Origin of the sequence: Streptomyces sp. Inha503 (genome assembly GCF_047215865.1) — a bacterium.
Taxonomy (GTDB): domain Bacteria; phylum Actinomycetota; class Actinomycetes; order Streptomycetales; family Streptomycetaceae; genus Streptomyces; species Streptomyces lycopersici.
This window is the reverse complement of sequence record NZ_CP178360.1, coordinates 4,286,134-4,298,878: the sequence shown is the minus strand read 5'-3', so window position 1 is coordinate 4,298,878 and position 12,745 is coordinate 4,286,134. Positions and strand designations below refer to the sequence as shown.

The following is a 12,745-nucleotide window of genomic DNA, read 5'->3' as shown; positions in this document are numbered from 1 at the left end:
GGCGGCCGACACCGAGTGGATGACGCTGTCGACGCTCCGCTCGTTCGTGATCACGATGATCTTCGGCAAGGCCGGGTTCGAGAAGACCAGCGGTCCGATTCCAGATCTCCCCGAGGGGTGCACGCGCGAGATCGCGACGACGGAGATCCATGCCGTACTGACCCGGATCCTGGAGACGTTCGGCTCGGCCTTCACGGCCCGGAACTCCATGGGCCAACTATCGGTTGCAGCGCCGTAACGAGCGCCGGGAGGACACCCAGCGCGCGCTGGATCTCTTGAACGAGATCCAGCACACGGTCGACGAACCGCCCACGGCCACCACCCCGGAGCGCCTGGCACAGCTCTCACGACGCCTCCGGCAGACCGAGGACGCCACCCCCGAGGACGTACCCGGAATCCGGCCGTTCTCTGAGGGCCCAGCTACCTCGACCTCCTTGAGCAGTGTCAACGTGATGTTGGTCGCCAGGTTGGAGGAGTCCGAGGCGAGGGCGACGTTCTTGTTCGGGATGACGCCCAGCAGATTGCGGTCGTGGAAGATCTGGCGTGCCGCCACAAGATCGATGTCGTGGTAGACCTCGACGCCGACCAGCCGCGCGTTGATGGCGGCTTCGTCGGTGAGGCCGTAGAGGGCCGGATCTTCGCGTAGCAGGAAGTGCGCGAGATGCTGGGTCTCGGCGTCCATCAGTACGCCCGTGACGTCGAACGGCAGATAGGTGATCGCGTCCAGGCCGAAGGGGCTCTGTACATGGTCGAGGCGGGTCGGACTCAGCTCCAACACCCTCAGCGGATCGCCAAGCCGCCGATCGACCTCGTTCACAAACCCCGTCGTCTGGTCGGTCACCGAGACCCCTGTTCCACCCCTGAGAACCCCCCGGGAGGCTTCCGGCCCCGGGAGATGTACATCCCGGCGGGTTGTACATCCCATCGAACATATCCAGGCGCGGGGAGCGATCAGGCGAACTCGGTCCTCCCGCAGTTGTGTGCGGACCTGTCCTTGGTGGCCGCCGCTGGCGTTGTCAGTCCCGCAGCGCCGCCGCCTCCCGGGCCAGCGACTCGACCCGGGCCCAGTCGCCCGCCTCGAGCGCGTCCGGCGGCAGCATCCAAGTGCCGCCCACGCAGCCGACGTTGGGGAGGGACAGATACCCGAGGGCGTTCGAGGCGTTGACCCCGCCCGTCGGGCAGAAGCGGGCACGGGGGAGCGGCGAGGCGAGCGCCTTCAGATACGCGGTGCCCCCGGCCGCCTCCGCCGGGAAGAACTTCATCTCCTCGACCCCGCGCTCCAGCAGCGCCACGACCTCCGAGGTGGTCGAGACCCCCGGCAGATACGGCAGCCCGGACGCGTCCAGCGCCCCCAGCAGCCGGTCCGTCCAGCCGGGCGTGACCAGGAAGCGCGACCCGGCGGCGACGGCCGTCTCCACCTGCTCCTGGGTCAGGACCGTACCGGCGCCGACGACCGCGTCCGGGACCTCGTCGGCGATCGCCCGGATCGCGTCAGCGGCGGCGGGCGTCCGGAAGGTCACCTCGATCGCGGGCAGCCCGCCCGCCACCAGCGCACGGGCCATCGGAACCGCGTCGGCCACGTCATGGACGATGACGACGGGGATGACGGGGGCGAGGTCGAGCAGCGAGGAGTCCGGGGTACCGGGGGAGGGTGCGGTGCTAATCACGGCGCCCATCCTGCCCGTGCGGCGGCGCACTGCGCAATGATGGTTGCGCATGTCGCAACGAGCGCTTACGGGACGGGCCGAGCCGGGCCCACAGACCGCTCGCAGGACCGGGCCCACACACCGCCCGATCGAGTACCCACCTACACCTCCGTCACCACCACATCCAGCCCCCACGCCCGCCCCGCCCGCTCCGGCGGCGCGGCCTCCACCACGTACCCCAGCCCGCGCAGCGCGTCCACCAGCTCGCCGGGGCCCTTCGGTTCGGCGCCCGCGGTCAGCAGGTCCCGTACCATCCGGCCCTTCGTCGCCTTGTTGAAGTGGCTGACGACGGACCGCTTCTCGACCCCGTTCACGATCTTCGACTGGAGCACCCGCACCGTCGCCGTCCGCTCGGCCACCGCCCCCTTGGGCTTCCACGCCGCCGCGTACGCCGCCGAGCGCAGGTCCAGCACCAGCCCGTCCCCGGCGGCCTCCGGAAGCACCTCGGCCATCGGGGTCCGGGTCCGCCAGTACGTGCCGAGCGCGCCGAGCCCCGGGAGCTTCACGCCCATCGAGCAGCGGTAGGAGGGGATACGGTCGTCGATCCGTACGGCGCCCCACAGCCCGGAGAAGACCAGCAGCGACCGCCCCGCGCGGCGGCGGGCGGGGGCAGGCAGCGTGGCCAGGCCGAGCGCGTCGTACAGCACACCGGTGTAGATCTCCCCGGCGGGCCGCGCCGCGGCCTCCCGCAGCGCCGCGTTCTTGGCGATCTCGCCGCGCAGCCCCTCGCTGAGCCCCAGCGCCTCCGCGGCCTTCCCCTCGTCGCCCGAGCAGAGCGACACCAGCTCATCCAGCACTTCCGCCCGCGCCTCGCCCAGGCCCGGCAGCGACAGCGATCCCAGGTCCAGCGGGGACCCGGAGCCTCCTGTGGCCTTTCCCTCGGACGGCGGCAGCAGGACGAGCACGGTCTCTCCTCGAAGGTCGAATGGTCGTCGGCGACGGGGCGCGGGGCGGCCCGGAAATCCGGCCCCGCCCCGCCCCGCAGCCTACGGCCTCCGGCTACGGGGCGGTTGGCGAGTCTTTCCCCTCCCCGCTGTCCAGCCCCTCCAGGGGGCACCTCCCAGCGGTAGCTGGGGGAGATTGAGGAGCGGGGTCTGGGGCAGAGCCCCAGTTGAGGGAAGGGGCGGGGAGGGGAAAGCAGCCCGCCGCAGGCGTCACAGCCCGCCGCAGGCGTCACGCCCCGCCGCACGCGTCACGCCCCGCCGGACCCCCGGCCGCAACCAGACCGTCGTCCGCCCCGGCACCCGCCCCCCATCGAGCGGACCGCTGGCCGGCACCACCTCCAGCCCCTCCGGCAGCGGCACCGAAACCGCCGACAGATTGCTGAGGCTGTGCCAGCCGGTGGAGCGCCGGAAGTGCAGCACCCCCGCGCTCAGCTCCTCCACCGAGCCGATCCACTCCACGCCCTCGTCGCCGCCCAGCGCGCGCCGCAGCCGCAGCGCCTCCCGGTAAAGCTCAAGCGTGGAGCCCGCCACCCCGTTCTGCGCCTCGGCCGACAACTCGCCGAAGTACTCCGGCTGCGGCAGCCAGGAACCCCTCGCGCCGAAGCCGAACGACGGGCCGGACCTCGTCCACGGCAGCGGCACCCGGCAGCCGTCACGGCCCTTGATCCGTCCGCCGCTGCGCTCCCAGGTCGGGTCCTGGAGCGCCTCCCGGGGCAGCTCGGCCACCTCCGGCAGGCCCAGCTCCTCGCCCTGGTACAGATACGACGACCCCGGCAGCGCGAGCATCAGCAGCGTCGCGGCACGGGCCCGGCGCAGCCCCAACTCCCGGTCGGCCTCCGGCTCCCGGCCGTCGGCGAGCAGCCACGCCTCCCGCCCCGCCCGGCTCAGCTCGTCCGGCAGCGCCAGCCGGGTGGCGTGCCGGATCACATCGTGGTTGGAGAGCACCCAGGTGGCCGACGCACCGGCCGTACGGGCGTCGTGCAGCGCGCTGTCGATGGCGGTGTGCAGCGCGGGCGCGGACAGCGGGGTGTAGAGGAAGTCGAAGTTGAACGCCTGGCCCAGTTCGTCGGGGCCGGCGTACGGCGTGCGGCGGGAGTTGCGGACCCATGCCTCGGCCACGGCGATCCGGGGCGGGTCGTACTCGTCCATCACCTTGCGCCACGCGCGGAAGATGCCGTGCACCTCATCGCGGTCCCACAGCGGATGGCTGCCGTCCTCGGGCAGCTCGTCCGGGTCGTAGCTCCGTACGTCCCTGATGTCGCGCAGCGGTTCGGCCAGATCCTTGGCCAGGCCGTGGTTCCTCGGCAACACTATCGCCGGGGTGAGCGGGGTGCTGCGCGAGGCCGAGCTCGACCTGCTCGTCTACAGCGTCACGGACCTGGCCGAACGCGGTGCGTTCTTCGACCGGCTGCCCGCCCGGCGCAACGCCGACGCGCTGCTGGTGACCTGTTTCGACCTGACCCCGGAGGAACGGGCCCGGCTGGACGCGCTGGGCATGCCCGTGGTCTTCGTCAGCCAGCACGTCCCCGGGCGGCCCAGCGTCTACATCGACGACGTGGACGGCGCCCAGCGCGGCATGCGCCATCTGCTCAAACTCGGCCACCGCCGCATCGCCTTCCTCCAGTCCAGCGACGACACCGGCTTCCCCTGGAGCTCCAAGGAACGGCTCACCGGCTACCGCAGGACGCTGGAGGAGGCCGGGCTGCCGTACGACTAGGAGCTGGTCCTCTACCCCGTCGCCCGGCACCGCCGCGGCATCCGCGAGGCCGTCGGCCACCTGCTGAGCCTGCGCAACCCGCCCACCGCCGTCTTCGCCGAGTCCGACGAGGTGGCGATCGAGGTGATGGGGGTCCTGCGCTCCTCCGGCGTCGACGTCCCCGGCCGGATGTCCGTACTGGGCTTCGACGACCACCACCTCGCCGAATGGCTCGACCTCACGACCGTCGCCCAGCCGGTCGAGGACATCGGCCGCGCCGCCGCGGAACTGGCCCGCTCGATCATCGACGACCCGGAGGCCGACCCCACCCGCCACGTGGTCTTCCCCACCCGGGTCATCCCCCGGGGCAGCACGGCCCCACCGACCCCGCCCCCGGCGGGAGCCCAGGACCCCTGACTACGACCTCGGGCCCCCGGCCCCATGCCCCCGCCCCGACCGGGGCCGCCCGTCCGCCGGGTATCATGGTCAACACGGCGGACGAGCCGGCCGGGCGGTCGCGTCGGGGTCCTTCAGGGCCCCGCCGAGGAACGTCCGGGCTCCACACGGCAAGGTGGTGGGTAACGCCCACCCGGGGTGACCCGCGGGACAGTGCCACAGAAAACAGACCGCCGGACGCCGCGAGGCGACCGGTAAGGGTGAAACGGTGGTGTAAGAGACCACCAGCGTCCGGGGTGACTCGGACGGCTCGGTAAACCCCACCTGGAGCAAGGTCAAGAGGAGCCGCCGCACGGCGGCTCTGCGCGGACGATCGAGGGCTGCCCGCCCGAGTCCGCGGGTAGACCGCACGAGACCGGCGGCAACGCCGGTCCTAGATGGATGGCCGCCTCCCCGAGGGCCGCGAGGCCCCCGGGAGACAGAACCCGGCGTACAGGCCGACTCGTCCGCCGCTAGGGGTCTCTGATCAGGGAAATTGCTGGTCAGGGGCCCTTTTTCGTGGAAACGTGAGCTTGGCCAGACCCCGGTCCGCACTGGTTCAAACGGGGCCGTGTGGCTACGTACGTAGCCATGAAAGTAGCCACGGGACGCGGGGCCGGAGTTCAGCGGGGGCGGGGTCTGACCTGCGGAGTGGCCTTCTGGCCTGGGCCGTCTGGATGCCTCGCCGCGGTGCCCGAGCGCGCAATGCGGCCGTGCTGCCTTGAACCTCTCCGATAGCTCTGCTCACTGGAGGGGTACGCCGCCGCGATTGAGGGGGCAGGCGGGGACGGTGGCCGGAGAAGACGGGAGCGGGGCTGAGGCCGGTCTCGGCCTCAGCCCCGCTGAGATTCAGCCCCGCGCCCGTGGAGGGCGAGGACGGAAGTAGATCATCATGCCGCGCGCACGACGGACAGCTTCGGCCGCGCCGTCAGGCCGGCGGCTACCGCGCCGTGCGTGTCGGCGTGGTCCTTCAGGAGGTGGCTGTACGTGCGCCGAAGCTCCTCGACGGAGTCGCCCACCCACGCGGCCACGGTGTGCTCCGGTATTCCGTTCTGGAGGCATGTGGAGATGAAGGTGTGTCGAAGGTCGTGGAAGGTCGGAACGTTCCCCTCCTCATCCTTGATGCCCAGCTTCAGCAGCGTGGGCTTCCACAGGTCATCGTTGAAGTAGTTGCGGCACATCAGGTTGTTGCGCGGTGTCCAGAAGAGTGCTCGTGCCGAGCCGCGCTTGCAGTCGTCGATCTTCTTCCTGTGTTCCCACCGAACTGTCTCCGTGGCCTGGGGCGGGAAGCGCTCCATATGCTCCGCCAGGGCCTCCACGAGGTACGGAGGCATCGGCACGTCCTTCGTGTTGAGGCGTGGGCTCGTCTTCAGACGGTCCACCATGAGGCGCTTGTAGCCAGTCTCCTTGGTCTTGAGCACTTGCCGTTGCACGGTGAGCACACTTCGGTCCAAGTCGATGACGTCATCGCAGACGCCGAACGCCTCTGCCTGTCGGGGGCCACAGGCGAAGCCGATCATGGGGATGGGCCGGTAGCGCTCCGGGAACGCGTCGTAGATCGCCCAGCACTCGTCCGGGCTGAAGACGTACGACGGCGATTCGCCTACGTAGGGCCCGTCGACCTCATAGGTCGGGTTGGAGCTGATCTTCCCGTTCTGAAGGGCGTCCTTCATGACCATCTGGAAGACCTTCCAGTGTCCCTCTCCAGTGGAGTTGGCGACGCTCTCGTCGTTCTCAATCTCCTGCACCCAGGCTTCGACCTGGGCCTTCTTGATGGTTCTGAGGCGTTGTCTCCCCCAGCGAGGATTGAGATGTAAGCGGATGGCTATCTCGTACTTCTCCAGGCTGGAGTCCTTTACCCGGCGCCTGCTGAGCCAGTCAGCCGCCCACTGCCGGAAGGTGAGGTTCGCTTCGACGGGCTCGGGGGCTGCGCCGGGAGCCATTCCGTCCAGAACCGCCTGCGCCTGGGCCTGGGTGATGCCGACGGAATCGGGAATCGAGGCGCGCGTCCGGTTGCCCTCGCTGTTCGTGAGGTTGTAGCTCCAACTGTGGTTACATCCGCCCTTTTTGGGCCTGTTCCGGTCGGAGCAGTCGCACCGCTTGTAGACAGTGGGCTTGCGTGCCACGGGACGCCTCTCGTGATCTCGGTTGATTCTCAGGTGACTCCCTGGCCAGGGGAGTTGGACTCTACGTAGGCGCAGCCATGGCTGGTCAAGCTGTCGGGCGAGAGGTGGAACGGTCGGTGCTGCACCCTCTATTCGCGGCTATGGCACTCCCGTTGGTGTGCGGAATTCACTCTGTACGTGCGTCGAGCCATGCCTCGAAATCGCGCTCTCGGACGCGAAGGATTCGATCACTGATGCGCACGACGGGGATTTCCCAAATCCTGTAGTTATCGAGAACGGTGCGCTTTGTGAGTTCCATCCGCTCGGCAATCGTCTCGAAACTCAGCAATGCATTGGAACCGCCACGAGGCATAGTCGTCCTTTTTCATCCGTAAGTTCCCCCCGGCGGACCGATCCGGCCGGATGGAGCCGGTTGTGTTCAGTCCGGCACCGACAAGTACGTGGATCGGCGGAATCTGTTACACCCGTGGGAAGTCCAACGTGTCCGCCGTGTGGCGAAGTCGCTACAGCTTGGGCCCTGCGGACCGATAGCTCGTGCGGCGCGGGCCGGGGTGGATGCGCATGACCTGCTGGGCCGTTCCCTTTCCGCGCGTGCGCAGTACGCCACGGCGGCGCCCCGCGCGCATGACTCTGAGGGCGGTGTCCTTGTCGATCTTGGCTTGCCGAGCGACCGCGTCGATGGAGATCCACTTGTCGAACGGCAGGAGCATGAGGGTGCGGTCGGTGGCAGTCGTGAACGGGGGCGGCATGGCCGCGGTCCTTTCGATTCGGGTCTAGGCCGTCGCCGGGTTGCTCTCCCGGCCTGCGTCGGCACCATATACCACAGTGTGCGTCGCGAGGTATCGCTAACCTGTTCGGCGCATTTCGTAAGAGGTCGGTTATGCTGCCTCAGCGTCGCACCGGAAGGTAATCCTCCTCCTGTGGGGGAGCAGTGGAGGGTGAACCCGAGGGCGGCGTTGCAGGGGGTCAGTGCAGCATCGGTTCTTGGGGGGCATCACGCCGTGACCGACATTCTGGAATCCCTGGCCAGACGCGCCGCAGCAGGCGGGGAGGACGGGGCCGACGCCATCGCGGCGTTATACGACGAGCTGAACGACACCGTGTACCACTGGGTGCGGCGTTACGTCCGCGACGGGCACGTCGCGGAGGACCTGAGCCAGGAGGTCTGGCTGAAGGTCTCCCGGAACATCAGCAAGTACCGGCCAGGTACGAACCTGCTGGGCTGGCTACGCACGATCACCAGAAACACCACGCTCGACTACCTACGCTCCGTGCAGCGGCGCCCCTCGGAAGTGCTGTACGCCGATCACCTCGAGCTCGACCGGCCGCGCGTCGACCAGAGCCCGGAAGATTACGCCGAAAGGCGTGCACTGGCCCAAGCCGTCGCATCCCACCTGCATAAGCTGCGGCCCCAGCAGCAGCAGGTCCTGATCCTGCGCTTCTTCGACGGACTAAGTTCGGGGCGCATCGCACAGATCATGGGGAAGACGGAGGGCGCCGTCCGGACATTGACGGTACGGTCGCTGCGCAAGCTCGCCGAGGTCATGCCGGATGGGGAGTCGTCTTCCCAACTGGTTGAGGAGCTTCTGACGGCGGCAGCGGGCAGAAACAGAGTTGTCGGTAAACGGGTTGAGACACGAGAGGCGATGGCGCATGTCGCGACGCGCTGAGCAGAGCGAGCGCCTGGAGCGGGCGCTTGACGGCGGGCCCATCCCTCACGACGAGGAGACACGCCAGATGCTGGCAGCCGCGGGCGCGCTGAGCCCCGGCTACCGACGTAATCCTGCGACGGTGCGCGCCACCAGGGATGCCATGCTCCGCGAGTATGCGCGCGCCCAGACTCCCCAGGAGGCCCGCGAGGACGCCGGCACCGGCGACGGCCTGGAAGAGCCGGAGATCCACCGTGCGGAGATCGAGCTGCCCGACGGCGGCCACCTCGTCCTCACAGACATCGAGGACATCACGCCCGAGCGCGCCGAGCGGACGGCTGCCCGCATCGCGCACATCCTTCAGAGCAAGGAAAGAGATCGGCAGAGTTGAGCAGCGCCTTACCCCTCGTGCGAGGAGAGCGGTCGTGACCTCGTCCGTACCGCCGGTGCAGATTCACGTCCTCAATCCGGACGATGAAGATGACGTACAGCTCACTGACGTGGGCGTGGTCACCATGAACGGTGAGCGGCACCTGTTTCTGACCCCGCAGAGCTTCGACTCCGCAGTGCGCCAGGTCAGCTCTGCCATGCCGGACCTACCGCTGGAGCAGGTCGAGCGGATGGTGCGCGAGTGCGGTCAGTTCGAAGACTTCGACGAGCTGCTGGTCCCGTTCGAGCCCGCGCCACCTGTGGACATCCCGCCGCCCTCGGCCGGGCCGTCTGATCCGGCGCGCCCCCGCGGCCGCGCCAAGAGGTGGGCCATCGCTGCGGCGCTGCTGCCAGCCCTCGCCGGGTCCTGGGCACTGGGGCACTTCACCAGCAGCGGCACAGTCGGTACGGCGGCCAGCGGCCCGGACAAAAGCTCGAGTTCCACCGGGACGAAGACGGCGGAGCCGTTTGACGATCCCAAGTTCATGGACTTTTCGGCAGCTGGGAAGATCGACTGCAACCCGATCGACAACTTAGAAGCGGAGTGCACCGACGCCGACGGGATGGTGATGTCCACCAAGGCCGCCACCGGTCCGGACAGCACTATCTTTACCTTCTCGTACGGCTCGGAGCGGCTTGGGCTGCGGATCTTCACAGACACCGAATACGCGGGCACGTGGACCAAGCAAGACGGATCTCAGGAGCTGTACCCCAACTTGGTCCGTGTAGGCCGGTACGTGCTCTGGGGCACGGACGAGGAGCGGCTGAAGGAGTACCTGAAGCTGCTGCGCTCCGGGCCGAAGAAAGTGCCCTCCGTTGCGCCCCCCATGGACATCGCCGAGCCACTGCCACCCCGGCTGGCCGCACTCACCCTGGGCACCCTGGGCCTGGGCGAACAGGATGTGCACACGATCCTGTCCGCACCGCAGGACGCCCCGATCGATACCCCCCTGCTGATGGCCGCCCAAGCAGTGCTCGGCGTGACTCATCACTCTCCCTCTGGCATGAGTGCGGGGGAGGACGACATCGTGGCGCTCGCTGCGGGGATCGAACCGTCTGGGGTGGTAACGGCGCCAGACCCGAGTACGAACACGCCCGTGGTGCCGGTCGTCGACCCTGCGGGCTCGGGGTCGACTCCCACAGGCAGTGGCGTGTCCGAGTCCATGCAGGAGACCACAACGCCCAGAACCGATCCAACGTCGGTCCCGAAGCCAACCGAGACGGCGCAGACGCAGGAGCCGGACGAGGAGAAGCCCACGCCGGGCCCGACCTCGTCGCCCAGCAAGGGTATGCCGCCCGAGCCGGAGCAGGTGCCTACGCCCCCTGCCGACCCGACACCATCGGATACCGAGACGCTGCCGCAGCAGCAGGAGCCTGCACCAACTGACCCACGGCCCCTTGCCGGGAGTGACGGCGAAACCACCCAGCAGCCGGTCATGTCCGACCCGGGCACGACGGATACCTCCGTGGCGGCCACCGCAGGAGACACGGACAGTGAACGGCTGGCGTTGCCGCAAGCCGGGAACACCCCGGCCGAGTAGAACATCAACGCGCCGCGCGGAGGACTCGTCCACCGCGCGGCGCGTCGCAGGTGCCGCCTCGGCTTAGAACGGCGGCTGAGGGTCTGCCCACTGGGCATCGGCCACTGGACGACCCGCAGGCGCGGCCGCGCGCTGGGCGCCGGTCTTGGTGACCTTCGTCGTCGCGCTCTTCAAGCTCACGCCGACATCCTCGACATCGAGTTCGAACACAGTGCGCCTGATGTCCTCATGGTCATCGTAAGAGCGCTGCTTCAGGCGTCCTTGCACGATGACGCGGGTGCCGCGGGTCAGGGACTCGGCGACGTTCTCCGCTGCCTGACGCCACACGGCGCACGTCAGGAACAGGCTTTCGCCGTCCTTCCATTCGCTCGCCTGCCGATCGAAGAGGCGCGGGGGCGAGACCACGCGGAACTTGGCCACCGCGGCGCCCGAGGGGGGTGAAGCGGAGTTCGGGATCGTCGACCAGGTTGCCGGTCAAGGTGATGATGGCCTCGCCTGCCACAGGAGCGGCCCTTTCGGGACTGGGCCGGCCCGCGCTAGGCGGCGGGCCGACCGGGGACGGGTCAGGAGAACGCGATCCGCCAGGTCAGCGGACCGGGCAGGCCGTCCGCATCGCCCTTCAGCTCCTTGTGGGCAAGCTGTAGATCCCGCGTGTTCAGCCGGTCGGCATCGGTCCACTCCTCCGACGGGCCGACGCGGTAGTGCTTGCCGAATCCCTTCTTGACGAGCTGCTTCCCCCACTGCTGCACATACCGGTTCTTCTTACCGGGGCCGAACTTGTCCCGGCCGGGGAACGGCGGCGGAGTCGGCTTCGGCTTCGGCTTGTCGTCGGCGGGCTCGTCGTCCTTCGACGGGGCCCCGCCGGTGGCCCACGTCTTCATCGCGGCCCGGCTGGCGAACTTCGCGACGTTCGTGTCCTGCGGCTTATCGGTGTACTGGTGGATGAGCCACTTCGCCTCGATGCGGGGCTTGCCCGCGGTGACGTAGTCGGCGATCCACAGGCCGTCCCCTGCGTACGAGGTCGTGTCCCGGTTCAGCCAGAAATCGCGGTTCACATACAAGATCACCTTGTGCGTGGGACGGAGCTTCTTCACCGCGCGGATGAACCGGTCCTTCTCCGCGCAGGACGCGCGGGTGCCGGAGCTGGTGTTCTCCCAGTCGACGGCGAGCACGTCTCCCTCGCGGGACGCGCACTTCTCGACGAAGTAGCGGGCCTGTTCCTCGATGTTGCCCGGCCACAGGAAGTGGTAGAAGCCCACGACGCACCCGGCGTCGCGGGCATGCGCGGCCTGGGCGGACTGCCGGGGGTTGACGTACGAGCGGCCCTCAGTCGCCTTGACGAAGACGAAGTCGATGCTCTTGGTGCTGAACGTCGCGCTCTGGTACGCGCTGACGTCGATGCCCTTGATGGTCACGGTGCTGCCTCCTCCGATGCGAATGGAGACGGCACCGTGACTGGTGCGGGGGATTAGTGTCGCGTGCTGCCATCCGCGGGCTTTGGCGGACTCGGCCGTGATGGACGGGAACACGATGGGGCCATGGATGCGCTGGGCATGGGCACCACCATGATGGCGTTCAGCCTTCGACTACCTCGGCGTCGACGAGGCTGCCGTCCTCAAGCTCTGGTGGATCGGGGTACTGCACAGCGAACAGGGTCTTGTTCAGCCGCTCGGCCAGCGCGCCAAGGTCGATGCGTTCCTCCTGGGCGGCTTCGCCGCTGTCCACGCCGGTGATCTCGATGGCGAGTGCGGCGTCTTTGCCGTAGTGGTTGCGGTGTTGCCGTTCCAGATACCAGGCGTCGGCACGCCAGTCCGGGGCTGTGCGGTCCTCGGTGACCTCCTCGACGATCTGGCCGGTCTCTGGGTCACGGAACTTCCTCGTCGTGACCTTGGTGACGACTCCGCCGTCAGCGACGCGCCTCACGTTGGCCATAGCTCGGGCCGCGGCCATGGCACGGGCGGTTCGGACCTTCGAGAAGAGCTCGACATAGGGGTCCTCGTCACGGTTCGGAACCTGACCATCCTCGCGCGCGGCGACCTCGGCACGGCCACGTGCCATCCACCGACGGTAGGTCGCGCTGGAGATGCCGGCCGCCTCGGCGGCGAGTTCGACGGCAATGCCGATGCGCGAGGCAGCGATGATGCGGGCCTCGACGTCTACGGAAAGCAGGGTGGGGCGGCCCGGCTTCGAGCGGTGGGGCTTGCGGCGCTCGGACATGG

The 12,745-nt window shown here is 68.7% G+C and carries 11 protein-coding genes, 1 other RNA gene and 4 pseudogenes; 6 read left to right on the top strand and 10 right to left on the bottom strand.

Annotated features, from left to right (window positions below; translation table 11 throughout):
• Positions 1–19 precede the first annotated feature (19 nt).
• Complete coding sequence (locus ACJX2R_RS17890) at positions 20–238, top strand: hypothetical protein (protein WP_413100944.1); 219 nt, start codon at positions 20–22, stop codon at positions 236–238.
• Here the strand turns inward: ACJX2R_RS17890 and ACJX2R_RS17885 are convergent.
• The 4 genes and pseudogenes from ACJX2R_RS17885 to ACJX2R_RS17870 form a co-directional block, all read right to left on the bottom strand.
• The gene (locus ACJX2R_RS17885) at positions 218–841 is read right to left on the bottom strand and encodes a hypothetical protein (RefSeq protein ID WP_413100943.1); all 624 of its coding nucleotides are present in this window, start codon (positions 839–841) and stop codon (positions 218–220) included. The two genes, ACJX2R_RS17890 and ACJX2R_RS17885, sit on opposite strands and share 21 nt — an antisense overlap.
• A 175-nt stretch (positions 842–1,016) precedes the next feature.
• A complete protein-coding gene (gene eda / locus ACJX2R_RS17880; protein WP_413105881.1) occupies positions 1,017–1,676 on the bottom strand; it encodes a bifunctional 4-hydroxy-2-oxoglutarate aldolase/2-dehydro-3-deoxy-phosphogluconate aldolase in 660 nt (219 codons plus the stop codon).
• Between the two features lie 131 nt (positions 1,677–1,807).
• Positions 1,808–2,611, bottom strand: a complete 804-nt coding sequence (gene yaaA / locus ACJX2R_RS17875) for a peroxide stress protein YaaA (protein WP_413100942.1) — start codon at positions 2,609–2,611, stop codon at positions 1,808–1,810.
• Between the two features lie 249 nt (positions 2,612–2,860).
• A pseudogene (locus tag ACJX2R_RS17870) lies at positions 2,861–3,946 on the bottom strand (alpha-amylase family glycosyl hydrolase); the annotation flags it as partial.
• Between ACJX2R_RS17870 and ACJX2R_RS17865 the strand changes: the two are divergent.
• A pseudogene (locus ACJX2R_RS17865) lies at positions 3,906–4,763 on the top strand (substrate-binding domain-containing protein). The pseudogenes ACJX2R_RS17870 and ACJX2R_RS17865 sit on opposite strands and share 41 nt — an antisense overlap.
• Positions 4,764–4,845: 82 nt before the next feature.
• An RNA gene (gene rnpB, locus ACJX2R_RS17860) (RNase P RNA component class A) lies at positions 4,846–5,251 on the top strand.
• Between the two features lie 420 nt (positions 5,252–5,671).
• On the opposite strand, the gene ACJX2R_RS17855 is transcribed toward rnpB, so the two are convergent.
• Both ACJX2R_RS17855 and ACJX2R_RS17850 read right to left on the bottom strand, forming a co-directional pair.
• Complete coding sequence (locus ACJX2R_RS17855) at positions 5,672–6,907, bottom strand: tyrosine-type recombinase/integrase (RefSeq protein ID WP_413100941.1); 1,236 nt, start codon at positions 6,905–6,907, stop codon at positions 5,672–5,674.
• Between the two features lie 503 nt (positions 6,908–7,410).
• Complete coding sequence (locus tag ACJX2R_RS17850; RefSeq protein ID WP_413100940.1) at positions 7,411–7,656, bottom strand: hypothetical protein; 246 nt, start codon at positions 7,654–7,656, stop codon at positions 7,411–7,413.
• Positions 7,657–7,908: 252 nt separating this feature from the next.
• Here ACJX2R_RS17850 and ACJX2R_RS17845 point away from each other — a divergent pair, with 252 nt between their 5' ends.
• The 3 genes from ACJX2R_RS17845 to ACJX2R_RS17835 all read left to right on the top strand — a co-directional run bounded on the left by ACJX2R_RS17845 (position 7,909) and on the right by ACJX2R_RS17835 (position 10,526).
• Positions 7,909–8,577 (top strand): RNA polymerase sigma factor, encoded by a 669-nt coding sequence (locus ACJX2R_RS17845; RefSeq protein ID WP_413100939.1) that lies wholly within the window; start codon positions 7,909–7,911, stop codon positions 8,575–8,577.
• A gap of 67 nt (positions 8,578–8,644) precedes the next feature.
• Positions 8,645–8,947, top strand: coding sequence for a hypothetical protein (locus tag ACJX2R_RS17840; RefSeq protein ID WP_413100938.1), 303 nt, complete (start codon positions 8,645–8,647; stop codon positions 8,945–8,947).
• A gap of 34 nt (positions 8,948–8,981) precedes the next feature.
• Positions 8,982–10,526: a hypothetical protein gene (locus tag ACJX2R_RS17835; RefSeq protein ID WP_413100937.1), complete on the top strand. Its 1,545-nt coding sequence runs from the start codon at positions 8,982–8,984 to the stop codon at positions 10,524–10,526.
• 63 nt (positions 10,527–10,589) lie between these two features.
• On the opposite strand, the pseudogene ACJX2R_RS17830 reads toward ACJX2R_RS17835, so the two are convergent.
• The 4 genes and pseudogenes from ACJX2R_RS17830 to ACJX2R_RS17815 form a co-directional block, all read right to left on the bottom strand.
• A pseudogene (locus tag ACJX2R_RS17830) lies at positions 10,590–11,028 on the bottom strand (single-stranded DNA-binding protein).
• Positions 11,029–11,089: 61 nt separating this feature from the next.
• Positions 11,090–11,407, bottom strand: coding sequence for a peptidoglycan-binding protein (locus ACJX2R_RS17825; protein WP_413105880.1), 318 nt, complete (start codon positions 11,405–11,407; stop codon positions 11,090–11,092).
• Positions 11,393–11,935, bottom strand: a pseudogene (locus ACJX2R_RS17820) (GH25 family lysozyme); the annotation flags it as partial. The gene ACJX2R_RS17825 and the pseudogene ACJX2R_RS17820, both read right to left, overlap by 15 nt.
• Positions 11,936–12,101: 166 nt before the next feature.
• A complete protein-coding gene (locus ACJX2R_RS17815) occupies positions 12,102–12,743 on the bottom strand; it encodes a hypothetical protein (RefSeq protein WP_413100936.1) in 642 nt (213 codons plus the stop codon).
• Positions 12,744–12,745: the final 2 nt, after the last annotated feature.

Coding starts and splice junctions, on each gene's coding strand:
- ACJX2R_RS17890 (WP_413100944.1), top strand. CDS start 20: ATGACGCTGTCGACGCTCCGCTCGTTCGTGATCACGATGATCTTCGGC.
- eda (WP_413105881.1), bottom strand. CDS start 1,676: ATGGGCGCCGTGATTAGCACCGCACCCTCCCCCGGTACCCCGGACTCC.
- ACJX2R_RS17850 (WP_413100940.1), bottom strand. CDS start 7,656: ATGCCGCCCCCGTTCACGACTGCCACCGACCGCACCCTCATGCTCCTG.
- ACJX2R_RS17840 (WP_413100938.1), top strand. CDS start 8,645: ATGCTGGCAGCCGCGGGCGCGCTGAGCCCCGGCTACCGACGTAATCCT.
- ACJX2R_RS17825 (WP_413105880.1), bottom strand. CDS start 11,407: ATGAAGACGTGGGCCACCGGCGGGGCCCCGTCGAAGGACGACGAGCCC.
- ACJX2R_RS17815 (WP_413100936.1), bottom strand. CDS start 12,743: ATGTCCGAGCGCCGCAAGCCCCACCGCTCGAAGCCGGGCCGCCCCACC.